Below are 14,276 nucleotides of genomic sequence, written 5' to 3' on the forward strand. Positions count from 1 at the left end.
AAGTCTCATGCCCATAATCGTTTCAACGCTTAACGGCGGAATAGCATCCGTCAAGATTTCAAACATTGCGCGTCGGAACGCGCTTGATCAGGACATGTTTGAGTGCCTGGCGGCTCTCTGGCCCCAGTTGGCCGCAGATGCATCTGTCAAGGTTGTCCTTTTGCAAGGAGACGGGTCTGAATTCTTCTGCTCGGGAGCCGATCTTTCTGCGGATCTCGAGAGCTTGGACAGTATAGACGAGCTGGTAGGCCGTGCGCTTTTGAAGACGCAATTCTTTCCCAAACCGATCGTGGCGGCGATCCAGGGAGGATGCGTTGCAGGGGGACTTGAACTGGCAATGGCGGCGGACATACGAATCGCCGCCAACGATGCAAAGATAGGTTTTCCCGAAGTGTGCTGGGGAATCGTACCTTCCGGTGGTGCCGCGATGAAGCTTGCCGACCAGATCGGGCAGACGTTTGCACTGGACCTGCTTTTGACGGGGCGGATCATCTCTGGCGCCGAAGCAGAGAAAATTGCGCTGGTTACATGTGCATGCCCTCACGATAGGGTTCTGGCGCTGGCGCTTGAGCGCGCGCAGAAAATAGCCACCAACAGCTCCATGGCCGTTCAGGCTACAAAGGAATGTGCACTGGGTCACCGGATGCGGCAGTACAGCTTCCTTGAGGTACAAGAGCGCTCCGTTGTCGCAAGAGTCAGAGCAAGCGGCGATTTCAAAGAGGGAAAAGCCGCTTTTCTGGAGAAACGCCTTCCGGATTTTGATAACAGCCGAAAACTCCAGGGCCTGAACCAAAAATGACCAAAGAAATCGAGAATGTCACGTTTCTGAATAAAATCGCGGTAGTCACTGGCGGTGCCAGCGGTATCGGTAAGTCCTGCGCCCGGCGACTTGTGGAGCGCGGCGCTACCGTGGTCATATGCGATCGCGACGCAGAGTCCAGCATGGAAGTGGCAACAAAGCATTGCTGTATATCAATTCCACTTGATGTTGGTGATCCAGCCGCGATCGAAGCGGTGAGCGACAGGATCGAAACCGAGATCGGTCCGGTGGACTTTCTCATTACAAGTGCCGGGATAATCCAATCGACTCCCGAATCTCCAGAAAACATTGGCATTGAAGAATGGGATGCGATTGTCGATATCAATTTGCGCGGCACTTACCTTTGCTGCACGAATTTCGCGAAACACATGTGCAAGCGCGGTTCGGGGTCAATCATCACAATCGCCTCGGTGATGGGCATGAGATCGGGTCCGTTTCACGCTTATGGGCCCGCTAAGGCCGGTGTCGTGCATATGGCGAAGACATTGTCCGCCGAATGGGGGCGCAGCGGTGTGCGTGTCAATACCATCTCGCCCGGTTACGTTTTAACACCTGTCCTGCAGAGCGCCATCGACGCCGGATTGCGCGATATTTCTGTCATGGAGGAAAGCTCAGCCCTTGGACGCATGGTTGACCCCGATGAAATCGCTGAGGCGGCCTGTTTTCTTTTGTCGGATGCGGCGTCCGCCATTACTGGGATCAATCTGCCTGTCGACAACGGGTGGCTGAGCGCTGTGAACTGGCATACTTATGGGGGTGTGCGCCAAACTGGCCGCTGAAATGGTCGACCTTCGAAGCAGTTGAGAAACCTGGTACACTCTCGGCAGGACATCGGCGGTAGTGTTGGTCCTGAATGCTTCCGTCGGTGTGCGCCAACCAAGACACTTTCTTGGGGTGCCGTTGAGGCGGTCGCAAATCGCCTTCATATTGCGATTTGAGAGCGCCGCGAGTTGGGTGTCACGGGGCAGGTATCGTCTTGCGCGTTTGTTAAGGTTCTCGACCGAGCCCTTTTGCCAGGGTGCTTGTGGGTCACAGAACCAGCTGTCAGTGCCGATGCCCGACTTGAGCTTCCGCCACTCCCTGAACTCGAAACCACGGTCGAAGGTGATCGATTTGCGGGCCGGCTGGGGTAGGGGTTCCATCACATCCATTAGCTTGCGCATGAAGTGGGTGGAGCTGCGATCATTGTTGCGGAACAATACGGCGAACCTCGTCTTGCGCTCGACAATGGAAGCAACATTCATGTTGCCTTGGGCGCGCTCAAAAATCATCAGATCGCCTTCCCAGTCGCCAAATATCTCGCGCGCGTCCACGTGCTCGGGGCGCTGATGAATGGACCGATCTGGCGGAAATACCTGTCCCCTAGGGCGTCTAGCATACCGGGGCCGCCGTTTCTTGCGGCGACTTGGAAGGTATCTGGCGAGTTGTTCCGATTGCCCTTCAGCGCTGTAAACATGGGTGTAGATAGTTTCATGGCTTACGCGAATGGTATGTCCTTCAAATGCAAGCCGACCGGCAATCTGCTCGGGTGACCAGCCTTCTTTCAACTGAGTGATGACGGCCTTCCGAAGCTTGGGGAGACGGATCAGTTTCCGCCGCCGCGCACGCCGGGCTTCTGCTTTCCGCTGTGCAATTACACCATAGTAGCCACTGAGATTCGACAGTTCACCATCGGTGCAAAAGTTCCTCTTGATGTCGCGATAGATTGTTGAGCGGTGTCTCCCAAGCTCAGCGGCAATTTTTCTGATCGAAAATTTTGCATTGAGCATGTCCTCGATTACACGTCTCTCACGCAAATCCAGCTCTGTGTGGGCCATCTTCATTCTCCTTGCTTTCCAACAAGATAGAGGATTTGTCGCAACCCAGTTTAGAATGTGCCCGTTGTACAACCTGTTGTCGTATAATGATAGTTATGTTAAGTGGCTTTCCAAATCCCTTCGTCCTGAATCACCCGCGATTCTGAAAGAAGCTTCTCCAGATGCGCCGCAACGTTCCGTTCGGCGGCCAATGCAATATGCGGGTCGGACTTCCTGTAGACCGAAGTGGCAATATTCTGGAGCGAATCGGAGGTATTCGAGAGGTGCGCGAGAATTTCTGCCTCCCGACGCATTCGATTGGCGAGCAACCGTTGGGCGTAAGGTCTCAGGTCGCGGAGTTCGGGTCCGTGCCCCGGCAGGCAGATCTTATCGTCGCGCTCAATGAGCCGCTGAAGCTGGGCGCAGTAATCGCGCATGTTGCCGTCAGGGGGGCTGACGATCGAACTGTTCCAACTCATCACGTGGTCGCCCGTGAAAAGCACTCCATCCGGCCTCGCGAAGCAGAGGTGATCGCTCGCATGACCAGGTGTGTGCAGGACAGTGAGACCAGCGACCACCTGTCCGTCTTCCAAGAACCCGTCAGGTTCAAACGCATCGTCAGGAAATGCCCGCGAAACATAAACCGGCAAACCTGTGCGTTCGCGCAATGCCGGCACGGCCCCGAAATGATCGGAATGGTGATGTGTCAGGAGAATTCCGGCTGGGTTGGCTCCCAAATTCTCGACGATTGCTTCGAAATGTGCACTGTCTTCTGCTGGACCGGGGTCGATAATGAACCGACCGTCAGGAGTATCAATGATATAGCTATTCGTCCCGTGATAGGTCATCTTCCCGGGATTGTTCGCAACGATCCTTAGGATTCCCTCGGCCACCTCTACGCCATGCGCACGAGGAGGGTCAGGCTCAGAGTAAAACATGTTGTTTCTTGTCATTCTTTACGACCATGTATTGACTGCGAACAATCCGGATCATGCAGCTCCGCCTCTTGCTCTTGCATAGATTCGGAATCCTCAGGCTGGTTTCCAGCGTCGGTCAAACCCGGCACTGGAACAAAGCAACGAAGCCCAGCGTTCAAACACGGCCCCGATTGTGGAACCCTGTATACAGCACCACAGCAATTGCCGCCTTGGCCAGATCTCCAAGCAGGAACGGGTAAAGCCCGACGTTCAGCAATTTTTCTCCATAGCCGACAAAGCCGCCCAACCATAACAGCCCTGCGCAATACATAAGTGCAGAACCGAAAAGTACAGCGACAGTTGCTCTGAATGCAGGCTGAAACCCTCTCAACTTTTGAACCATCCATCCGGCGGCAGCCGCTGCGAATGCGAACCCAATCAAGTATCCGCCTGTGGGGCCGGCAATATAGACCAATCCGGCCGGCGCGGGAGGCGTGCCAGCGAAAACCGGAAGGCCAAGCGCGCCTTCCAGAAGGTAGATTACTACAACAAGACCACCGCGAACCGGACCCAGAAAAAGTCCAAGGCCCAGGACTGCTAGGGATTGGGTCGACATCGGAACCGGGTAGAAAGGCACCAAGATTTTCGCGGAGAGTGTCAGAAGAATGGTGCCGATGAGTATAGTTGCGAACTCTCGGGACAGACTTGCGATCGGTTGGCGTTGAGTGGATTCCAAATTCATGTCGTTAGTCCTTGTGTCAGCTGGTCGTTGATATGGTTTTTGTAATGGTGAGGTCACATCCGCTTGGCGACCTCTTCGAGCATGACCTCGGTGGCACCGCCGCCGATGGCCTGGACACGGGCATCGCGCGACATGCGTTCCACGGGTGTTTCCCGCATATAGCCCATACCGCCATGGAACTGGACACAGTCGTAAAGCACGCTGTTCACCAGCTCGCCGCAATAGGCCTTGACCATCGATACTTCCTTGACGCAATCGCGGCCCGCGGCATCCAGTGACGCGGCGTGATAGATAAGCTGGCGTCCCGCCTCGATCCGGGTCTGGCAATCGGCCAGCCGCTGGCGCACCGTTTGCTTGTCCCACAGCACACCACCGAAAGCCTTGCGCTGCTTGACATAATCCACAGTCATTTCCAGTGCGGACTGCGCCTCGGCGCAGGCCATGGCGCCCAGCACGATCCGTTCGTTCTGGAAGTTCTTCATCACCGAATAAAAGCCCCGGTTGACCTCACCCAGCACGTTCTCTGCCGGGATGCGCACATCCTCGAAAATCAACTCGGCGGTGTCCGAGCACAGCCAGCCGGTCTTGTTCAAGGCCCGGCCGACCGAGAATCCGGGCGTGCCCTTTTCAACCGCGAACATGGTGATCCCGCGCGATCCCTTGGCGTCCGGGTCGGTCTTGGCGCCAACGAAATAGATGTCGCCATGCACGCCGTTGGTGATGAACATCTTGGTGCCGTTGATCACCCAGTCCGATCCGTCCTGCACCGCGCGCGTGCGCATCCCCGCCACGTCAGACCCGGCGCCGGGTTCGGTCACGGCCACCGCAGCGATCTTTTCGCCCGAGGTGATCGACGGCATCCAGCGCGCCTTCTGTTCGGGTGAGCCGGCGTTTTCAAGATGCGGCGAGGCCATGTCGGTATGCACCAGAACCGTGGCCGAAAACCCGCCGAAGGTGGAACGCCCCACTTCCTCGGCCAGCACGACGCTGGACATCACATTCAGCCCTGAGCCGCCATATTGCTCGTCATAGCGCATGCCCAGCACGCCCAGATCGCCCATCCGGCGCAGCACGTCGCGCGGCACCATGCCGTCTTTTTCCCAAGGCTCGGCCTTGGCCGTCACTTCGGTTTCGATGAACCGGCGCAGCTGCGCGCGGATCATGTTCAGGTCTTCACTGAACGGGCCTGTGGCCGCATCAGTCATGCCATGCTTGGTCATTGGATTTCCTCCGGATCGAGTTTTACAAGGGGCGCTTGCGCGGCGACGGTATCGCCGGCGGCGCAGTAGATTTCAGCTACGATGCCCGAAACGGGGGCGGTCAGGCTCTGCAGCAGTTTCATCGCCTCAAGCACCACCAGCGTGTCGCCGGCCGCCACCCGGTCGCCGGGCGCGACGCGCAGTTCGACCACGGCACCGGGCATCGGCGCACGCAGGGTGTCTGCCCCCCCGGCCTGTTCCGAGGCGCGTTGCAGGTGGCGGTCTGCCAGCGTTTCAAACCCGAAGGTGGCCATGCCGTCGGGCGCGGACAGATGCACCTGCCAGTGATCTTTGGCGCGGCGCAGATGCGCGGTGCGGGCAAAGGGGGTACTGTCGATGCGCCCGGTTAGGCGATTGGCGGCCAGGTCGGGCGCTGCAATCGCCAAATGGGCGCCGTCGGGCAATATCACTGCCAGCTTCGTTGCATCGCCCGCCACGCGGGTCGGATCGTCATCGCCCAAGGCCCAATAATATGCCGCACCCGGTCGACCCGCAGGCGCGGTCAGGCGCCATGCGCCCAGCGTTTGCCACGGGGAGTTGCCGGTCTTTGGCGCCAGATTCAGATGCAGGGCCAGTGCTGCCAGCGCGCGGCTTTGCGCATCTGGTTTGGGGGGTGTCCATCCGTCTGGAAACAGCTCGGCTAGCCCGGCGGTATGATGCCGGAGCGCGGCAAAATCGGGATGCATCAGCAAGGCGCGCTGAAACGCGAGGTTCACCCCCACCCCGCCCACGGCGAAGCGATTGATCGCGGCCACGCTCTCGCGGATCGCCGTTGCCCGGTCGGGGGCATGGACGATCAGCTTGGCCAGCATGGAATCGTAATGGTGGCCGACAACTGAGCCCTCACTGACGCCGGTATCGAGCCGAACGCCCGAAGGCGGCGCCCAAAGCGTGATCGTGCCGGTTTCGGGGCGGTAGTTTTCAGCCGGGTTTTCGGCGGCGATGCGCACCTCGATGGCGTGGCCGTCGAAGCGCAGATCGGATTGCGCAAAGCCAAGCGCCTCGTCCCGCGCGATGCGCAATTGCCACTCCACCAGATCAATCCCGGTGATCGCCTCGGTCACGGGATGTTCGACCTGAAGGCGGGTGTTCATCTCAAGAAAGTAATACTCGGCGTGCTCGGGGTCATAAAGATATTCCACCGTCCCGGCAGAGCGGTACCCGATCGCCTGCGCAAGCCGCACGGCGGCGGCGCGCATGTCCTCGCGCAGATCGTCCGGCAGATCGGGGGCCGGGGCCTCTTCGATCAGCTTCTGGTGGTTGCGCTGAAGCGAACAGTCGCGGTCGCCCAGGTGCAGCACGGTGCCGTTTGTGTCGCCCAGCACCTGCACCTCGACATGGCGGGCGCGGGGGGCATAGCGTTCCAGGAATACCGCCGGATCGCCGAATGCGCCCTGCGCCTCGGCCCTGGCAGAGGCGATCGCCTCGGGCGCGTCGGCCATATCGGTGACAAGGCGCATGCCGCGCCCGCCGCCGCCGGCGCTGGCCTTGACCAGGAACGGCGTGCCGAGCGCCTTGGCCTCTTGCAGCAGTCGCGCGTCGGACTGATCGGCACCGCGGTAGCCGGGCAGGACGGGCACGCCAGCGGCCTCGGCGGCGGCCTTCGCCGCGATCTTGGACCCCATTTTCGCGATGGCGTCGGGTTCCGGCCCGATAAAGACCAGCCCCGCAGCTTCGACCGCCGCCGCAAAATCGGCGTTTTCGGACAGAAATCCATAGCCGGGATGCACCGCACCCGCGCCCGTGGCGTGCGCGGCCCCGAGGATGGCCTCGATGTTCAGATAACTGTCAGATGGCGCGGCCCCGCCAATACAGATGGCGTGATCCGCCTCTGCCACAAACGGCGCGTCGCGGTCGGCTACGGAGAACACCGCCACGCTTTCCAGCCCCAGCTTGCGGCACGCGCGTTGGATGCGCCGGGCGATCTCGCCCCGGTTGGCGATGAGGACGCGAGTAAAGCTCATTTCACGCGCCATGACGGGCTGCCTTTGGCAAGAAAGCTGTTGATGCCCTCGATCCCTTCGCTGGTTTCCCAGGCATCGGCCAGCCGGTCGGCGGTGTAGATCATGTTGGTTTTCAGGTCATGCGCCGCGACATGGGCGATCAGCGCCTTGGTATCGGCCACGGCACCGGGTGCAGCCTGAAGGTGATCATGCACCACCCGTTCAACGGCAGCGTCCAGCGCGTCGGGGGCCACGACCTCGGTCAGAAGCCCGATCCGTTCGGCGCGCGCGCTGTCAAACAGGGCGCCCGAAAGCATGGTCTCGCGCGAATGAACCTTGCCGATGCGGGCGACCACATAGGGCGAGATATTCGCGGGCAGCAGGCCCAGTTTCACCTCGGTCAGGCCGAACCGCGCCTCTTCGGTGCTGATCGTATAGTCGCAAACCGATATCATGCCGACCCCGCCGCCATAGGCCGGGCCGTTGATCCGCCCGATCAGCGGTTTGGGCAATGTGTCGAGCCGGTGCAAAAGCTGCGCAAGCGTCGCACTTTGCGCGACCCGCTCGGCGCGGGTCTTTTCTATATTCGAGGCGAACCAGTTGAAATCCCCTCCGGCGCAGAAGCTTTTGCCGACGCCAGTCAAAACCACGATGCGCACATTGTCGGCGAATGCCAGCCGCCCCGCCGCATCATGCAGTTCCGCAATCAGCGTGCCGTTCAGGGCGTTGTGTTTCTCGGGTCGGTTCAGGGTTACGGTGGCGACACCGCGCGCATCGGTCCCGATCAGGAGGGTTTCATACGTCGTCGTCATGTCATTGCCTCACATTCTGAATACGGGTGTATGGCGCCCTGCCCCTGGCACCGATGTTACGATGGCCAGGCACAGGCCAAGGATGTCGCGGGTCTGGCCAGGTTCGATCAGCCCGTCATCCCAAAGCCGCGACGTGGCATAATATGGATCGGACTGTTCGCCATATTGGGCGCGCACCTGCGCCTCGATCCGGGCCATGTCGGCCTGCATCCGGTCAGGGTCGCCGCCTTTCTGGCGGCGCAGTTCCAGCATCACGTTGGTGGCGATATCGGCCGACATAGTGGCCAGTTCTGCCGTGGGCCATGCGAACAGGAAATCCGGCCCGAAGCCGCGCCCGCACATGCCGTAATTGCCCGCGCCGTAAGAGCCACCCAGCAGGACCGACAGTCGCGGCACCTTGGCCACAGACATGGCATAGACCAGCTTGGCGCTGTCCTTGGCGATGCCGCCGCGCTCGGCCTCTGTCCCGACCATGAAGCCCGAGATGTTGTGCAGGAACAAAAGCGGGATATTGCGCTGGTCGCACATCGAAACAAACTGCGCCCCCTTGAGTGAACTGTCCGACAGAAGCGCGCCGTTATTGGCCAGGATGCCGACGCGATAGCCATGGATGCGCGCCGTGCCGCAGACCAGCGTCTCGCCCCAGCCGGGCTTGAATTCCCGGAACTCGCCCGCGTCGATCATGCGCAGCAGAACTTCGCGCATGTCGTAGGGCTCCTTGCGGTCGGCGCTGATGATGCCGGGCAATTCGGAGGGATCATGTGCGGGCGGCGCGGGGGCTGCGTCGGGCTGCATCGGGCGCGATTGGCCGAGCTCGGCCACGATGTCGCGCATCAGCGCCAGCGCATGGTATTCATCCTCGGCAAGATGGTCGGACACGCCCGAGACGCGCGTGTGCATTTCGGCACCGCCAAGCGTTTCGCCATCGACCTCTTCGTTGATCGCCACCTTGACGATCGAGGGTCCGCCCAGATGGATGCGGGCGTTGCCGCGCACCATGATGACCTCGTCCGACAGGGCGGGGATATAGGCACCGCCCGCCGTGCAGCCCCCGAACACCGCCGAGATCTGCGGCAGCCCGCTGGCCGACATGTTGGTCTGGCGATAGAAGGAATTGCCGAAATGGCGGGCGTCGGGAAACACCCGATCCTGTTCCGGCAGATAGGCCCCGCCGCAATCCACCAGATACAGGCAGGGCATCCGGTTGTCCGCCGCGATTTCCTGGGCGCGGATGTGTTTCTGCACGGTCTCGTGGTAAAAAGAGCCACCCTTCACCGTCGCGTCATTGGCGATCACCATGCAGGGCAGCCCATGAACGATGCCGATGCCGGTCACGATCCCCGCACCAGGCACCTCGCCGCCGTATTGCCCGTAGGCCGCGAGCGACGACAGTTCCAGAAACGCCGTGCCCGGATCCACCAGCAGGTCGATCCTCTCGCGCACAAGGAGCTTGCCGCGTTTGCGGTGACGTTCCACCATATCGGGGCGTCCGCCCGAGGTGGCCTCGGCAATCCGCGCGCGCAGCGTCTCGACCCGCGCGCTTTGCGCCTGGTGATTGCGTGCGTAGATCTCTGATGCGGTCAGCACGGCTGTTTCAAGGCGCGCCATGGGTCAGGTCTCCTGTTCTTCGAGTATTCCGTGGAGGAACACATCGGCATAGGTTTGCGACAACGCATCTGCACTGCCGCGATCTGGGTCGAACCATTCAAGCGTGGCGTTCAACGCGCCAATCAGCATCAGGCGCAGGCGGCGAATGTCGAGGCCAGCTTTCAGCGCGCCGGTATTCTGAAGCCAGGACAACAGGTTGTCCCATTCGGCCTCATAGGCGCGGCGGGTGGGCAGATTGGCATCCCGGACGGATTGCGGCACCTGCCCGAAAATGCGCACATTGGCCGAAGAATAATCGCTTGCATCGAGAAGCGCGCGCAGATGCGCTCCGATTGCGGTTCTCAGGATCGCTTCGGCACCGGTGCCCTCGGGCAACGCGGAAACGGCTTGGCGCATGCTCTCGTGAACGACTTGAATACCTGCATCCAGAACGGCCGCGACGATCTCATCCTTGGAGCCGAAATGGTAGTAGATGCTGCCCGCCTTGATCCCTGCGGCCTCGGCGATCTTTCTGAGCGACACCGCTCCATAGCCCTGTTCGCGGAAGAGTCGCGCGGCAACATTCAGCACGCCCTCGCGGCCCACCACGTTGCGCGGGGTCTTGCTGGTCTCGCTCATCGTGGTATCCGGCAAGGCTTTTCTTTCGCAAATTACATAACTAACATACGTTAGGCATTCCAGCACTACCCTGTCAACCTTCTCGACACGTTTACCGGCGGTCTCTGAAATAGCCGTGGCCGTGTCGATGTCCTGATGAGTCGTCAAGACATATGCGGCCATCGTAGCCTCCCTGCTGCCGAAACAGTGCAACCAAGTTTTTCGCGGTGATTTGGTTTGCCCTGGGTAGTGCCCCACCGGGTGGTGTAAGAGGCCGCACGCGGAGCCTTTTGGCGTAGCGTAGCGTGCGGCCGGGCTGGCGGCCACCGCGCTTCTTCGTAGTCTGAGGTTGTTCAAAGACCGATGACAACGAAGGAGAGCACGATGACCGAGACCATGATTGACCTTCCGAGCGTGATCGCCAAGAGCGATGATGCCGATTTTCTGCGCGAGCTGATCCAGGATGCTGCACAGCGTCTGATGGACATCGAAGTGGCTGCTGTCTGCGGTGCCGGACACGGCGAGCGCAGCCCGGACCGGGAGAACCATCGCAACGGCTACCGACCGCGGCAATGGGACACCCGGGCAGGCACCATCGGCCTGAACATCCCCAAGCTGCGCAAGGGCAGCTATTTCCCCACGTTCCTGGAGCCGCGCCGGACAGCCGAGAAGGCGCTGATGGCCGTGATACAGGAAGCCTATATCCACGGGATCTCCACGCGGGCTGTCGACGATCTGGTGCGCGCCATGGGACTGACGGGCACCTCCAAGAGCCAGGTCTCACGGCTGTGCGAGGTGATCGACGAGAGGGTACAGGCATTCTTGAACCGGCCCCTCGAGGGCGACTGGCCCTTCCTCTGGCTCGACGCCACTTATGTGAAGCTGCGCGAGGGCGGACGCATCATCTCGATGGCGGTGATAGTGGCCGTCGCGGTCAACACTGACGGGCGGCGCGAGATCCTGGGGATCACTGTCATGCCCTCCGAAGCCGAGACCTTCTGGGTCGACTTGCCTCACGGTCTCTCACGCGTCGTGGGTTGCGTGGCGTGCAGTTGGTCATCAGCGATGCGCACGAGGGCCTCAAAGCGTTCGTCGGGCAAACGGTCCCCCGGACCGTTTGCTGATCCTCCTTACCACGCAAGGTCCTGGGCACCGGCTGGCAGCGCTGTCGCGTGCATTTCCAGCGCAACCTCCTCACCCGTGTGGGAAAGACCAACAAGCCGGTGATCAGCGCCGTGGTGAAGACCGTCTTCGCCGAGAAGGACCGCGACCAGGCCCATGCCCGCTGGCGCGAGGTCGTCGACAGCGTGCGCGAGCGGTTCCGGGATGTCGCTGAGCTCATGGACGAGGCAGAGCATGACGTGCTGGCCTACATGGCTTTCGATGAGAGCCTGCGCTCGAAGCTGCACAGCACCAACCCGCTGGAGCGCGTCAACAAGGAGATCAAGCGACGGACCAACGTTGTCGGGATCTTCCCCAACCGTGAAGCCGTGATCCGGCTCGTCGGCGCGCTGATGCTGGAGCAGAACGACGAATGGGCCGTCTCCCGCCGCTACATGCCGGTGGAAAAGCTGACCGCCATGTGCCACGATGAAAGTGAGACGGCGATGATCGCCGCTCAGTGAACGAGCAGCACCAGCTATGAAGAAGCAGGTGGACGCCAGTTCCTACACCACTCCTCGGGGCACTACCTTGCCCTGACCGCAGGTGTCATAACATCCTAGCCCTATAGCCTCGGATTTTTCCGGCCTTTGACATGGAACAATCCTGACATGGCCAACTTAAGCCTTGTCGCGCTTTTCTTTCTTTCATTTCTGATTCGGCGTACTATCAACGATGCGCCGGTTTGCCTCGCTGCCTGATCCGCCGCGCTTTCTGCTGATTTCGATCGTCTTTTGATCAAAGCAGATACGTACCCAGTTCTTGTCTCAGTTCGAGGGCCAGCGGCCGGGCAGTTGACGTGTTGCCAAAGCCTCCCCGCATCTTTCTTTCGCTTTGGGTGCAACGTCCCGTCGCAAAAAAGCTTGGCTTGATCTAATTTCTAACATGTGTTTGATTTCAGTCGACGCGATTGACACTCTGTTCGGCGGGTAAATACATGAGCGAAGAAAAAGCGCGGCGCTTTGCGCCAGACCTTATGGCCGGCCAGGTCGCGCTGGTTACCGGCTCCGGCTCGGGCATGGGTCGTGCCACGGCGCTGGAAATGGCTTCTTGCGGGGCTAGGCTGGCGCTGTTTGCGCGCCGTCAGGAGCCGCTGGAAGGGACCGCCCGGATGATCCGCGCGGCGGGTCGCGAGGCCTTTGTCGTGCCCGGCGACACCCGCGACGAAGACAGCATCGAAGCTGCGATGGGGCGCATCAAGGACCACTACGGGCAGCTTGACGTGCTGGTGAACAATGCGGGCGGCCAGTATATCGCTGCCGCGCGCGACATCACCAACAAGGGATTCGAGGCCGTGATCCGCAACAACCTGATCGGATCCTGGCAGATGACCCGCGCCGTGGCCGATCATTTCATGTATGACAGCGGCGGCTCCATCGTCTTTGTCACCGCCATTTCAGCGCGCACCGCGCTCACCGGTTTCACCCATACCGTCGCCGCCCGCGCCGGTGTGACGGGTATGATGAAGACGCTGGCCGCTGAATGGGGCGAATACGGTATCCGCCTTAACTGTGTGGCGCCGGGCACGATCAAGACCGAGGCGCTTGGCCGCTACCCCATTCCGCCGGAACGCTGGCAGGAACTCAACCGCTCGGTCCTGAACCGGATGGGCGCGGCCGAGGACATCGCCGGCACGATCATCTTCCTCGCGTCCCGACTGGGGAATTTCATTACCGGTGAAGACATCTATATAGACGGCGGGGAAACCCTGCACATGGCTCACGATGCCCGTGACATGATAAATCCCGAAATGTTCGAGAAACGCGAACGAGGAGATGGCAAGAATGAGTAAACCCCCCGTTCTTCTGGATATCTCCGACAGGATCGCCACAATCACGTTGAACGATCCCGAACGTCGCAACCCGGTTACCGGCAACGACATGATTGCTGTCCTTCTCGAGACATTCGAGAAGGTACAGGCAGACCCGCAAGTAAGCGTCATGATCCTGACCGGGGCCGACCCGGCCTTCTGTGCAGGCGGCGACATCAAGGAGATGAACGACCCCGAAAGTGTCTTTCGCAAGGAACCGTTTGCGGCGGCGCAGAGCTATGTCGACGGGGTGCAGCGCCTGCCTCTGGCGCTTTACAATCTGGATATTCCGACCATCGCCGCGGTCAACGGCCCGGCGGTTGGCGCGGGATGCGACCTGACCATGATGTGTGACATGCGCGTCGCCTCGGAAAAGGCGCGGTTCGGCGAGGTGTTCCTGAACCTCGGCATCATTCCAGGCGACGCGGGCAGCTGGTTCATGCTGCGCCGTCTGGGCCACCAGAAAGCCGCCGATCTGACCTTTTCGGGACGCATGGTCGATGCCGCCGAGGCGCTGGAGCTGGGTATGGTTCTGGAGGTCGTGGCCCATGACCGGCTCATGGACCGCGCCCGCGCCCGCGCGGCCGTCATCGCATCGAAGCCGCCGCGCGCAGTGCGTGTCGCCAAGCGCCTGATGCGCAATGCCGAACGGATGGATCTGCCCGATTTCCTGAATTCCGCGGCGGCCTATCAAGCGTTGATGCATCAGACCGAAGACCACCATGAGGCGGTCGCGGCGTTTCTTGAAAAACGAAAACCGAACTTCACAGGGCGCTAGGGGAAACAACGCATGCGTGACATTACACGGGAG

11 protein-coding genes and 2 pseudogenes are annotated in these 14,276 nt (G+C 60.6%); 5 read left to right on the forward strand and 8 right to left on the reverse strand.

The genetic code is table 11. From position 1 onward, the window contains the following. The first annotated feature begins 7 nt into the window (after positions 1-7). On the forward strand, positions 8-799 hold the full coding sequence (locus ROS217_RS21545) for an enoyl-CoA hydratase/isomerase family protein (protein WP_198134952.1): 792 nt from the start codon (positions 8-10) through the stop codon (positions 797-799). Further along, a complete protein-coding gene (locus tag ROS217_RS21550) occupies positions 796-1,599 on the forward strand; it encodes an SDR family NAD(P)-dependent oxidoreductase (protein WP_009819959.1) in 804 nt (267 codons plus the stop codon). Before ROS217_RS21545 ends, ROS217_RS21550 begins: the two co-directional genes overlap by 4 nt. 69 nt (positions 1,600-1,668) lie before the next feature. Here the strand turns inward: ROS217_RS21550 and ROS217_RS23790 are convergent. From ROS217_RS23790 to ROS217_RS21590, 8 genes and pseudogenes are all read right to left on the reverse strand, one after another. After that, positions 1,669-2,643, reverse strand: a pseudogene (locus ROS217_RS23790) (IS30 family transposase); the annotation flags it as partial. 92 nt (positions 2,644-2,735) lie between these two features. Beyond that, a complete protein-coding gene (locus tag ROS217_RS21560) occupies positions 2,736-3,509 on the reverse strand; it encodes an MBL fold metallo-hydrolase (RefSeq protein WP_254656511.1) in 774 nt (257 codons plus the stop codon). Between the two features lie 199 nt (positions 3,510-3,708). Next, entirely contained in the window at positions 3,709-4,275 is a 567-nt protein-coding gene (locus tag ROS217_RS21565; RefSeq protein WP_009819962.1) for a biotin transporter BioY, read from the reverse strand. 53 nt (positions 4,276-4,328) lie between these two features. Further along, positions 4,329-5,495, reverse strand: coding sequence for an acyl-CoA dehydrogenase family protein (locus ROS217_RS21570; protein WP_009819963.1), 1,167 nt, complete (start codon positions 5,493-5,495; stop codon positions 4,329-4,331). Beyond that, on the reverse strand, positions 5,492-7,510 hold the full coding sequence (locus ROS217_RS21575; protein WP_009819964.1) for an acetyl/propionyl/methylcrotonyl-CoA carboxylase subunit alpha: 2,019 nt from the start codon (positions 7,508-7,510) through the stop codon (positions 5,492-5,494). The genes ROS217_RS21570 and ROS217_RS21575 overlap by 4 nt, the downstream gene beginning before the upstream one ends. Beyond that, complete coding sequence (locus ROS217_RS21580; RefSeq protein WP_009819965.1) at positions 7,495-8,289, reverse strand: crotonase/enoyl-CoA hydratase family protein; 795 nt, start codon at positions 8,287-8,289, stop codon at positions 7,495-7,497. Before ROS217_RS21580 ends, ROS217_RS21575 begins: the two co-directional genes overlap by 16 nt. A 9-nt stretch (positions 8,290-8,298) precedes the next feature. Then, positions 8,299-9,897, reverse strand: coding sequence for an acyl-CoA carboxylase subunit beta (locus tag ROS217_RS21585; RefSeq protein WP_009819966.1), 1,599 nt, complete (start codon positions 9,895-9,897; stop codon positions 8,299-8,301). A 3-nt stretch (positions 9,898-9,900) separates the two neighbouring features. Further along, positions 9,901-10,515: a TetR/AcrR family transcriptional regulator gene (locus tag ROS217_RS21590; RefSeq protein ID WP_009819967.1), complete on the reverse strand. Its 615-nt coding sequence runs from the start codon at positions 10,513-10,515 to the stop codon at positions 9,901-9,903. A gap of 363 nt (positions 10,516-10,878) precedes the next feature. On the opposite strand from ROS217_RS21590, the pseudogene ROS217_RS23795 reads away from it, so the two are divergent. From ROS217_RS23795 to ROS217_RS21610, 3 genes and pseudogenes are all read left to right on the forward strand, one after another. After that, positions 10,879-12,119: pseudogene (locus tag ROS217_RS23795) on the forward strand (IS256 family transposase). Positions 12,120-12,592: 473 nt separating this feature from the next. Next, positions 12,593-13,447 carry an SDR family NAD(P)-dependent oxidoreductase gene (locus ROS217_RS21605; RefSeq protein WP_009819971.1) on the forward strand — a complete coding sequence of 285 codons (855 nt, stop codon included), beginning with the start codon at positions 12,593-12,595 and terminating at the stop codon, positions 13,445-13,447. Then, the gene (locus ROS217_RS21610) at positions 13,440-14,243 is read left to right on the forward strand and encodes an enoyl-CoA hydratase-related protein (RefSeq protein WP_009819972.1); all 804 of its coding nucleotides are present in this window, start codon (positions 13,440-13,442) and stop codon (positions 14,241-14,243) included. The genes ROS217_RS21605 and ROS217_RS21610 overlap by 8 nt, the downstream gene beginning before the upstream one ends. Positions 14,244-14,276: the final 33 nt, after the last annotated feature.

This window comes from Roseovarius sp. 217 (genome assembly GCF_000152845.1).
In the GTDB taxonomy this organism is placed as follows: Bacteria; Pseudomonadota; Alphaproteobacteria; order Rhodobacterales; family Rhodobacteraceae; genus Roseovarius.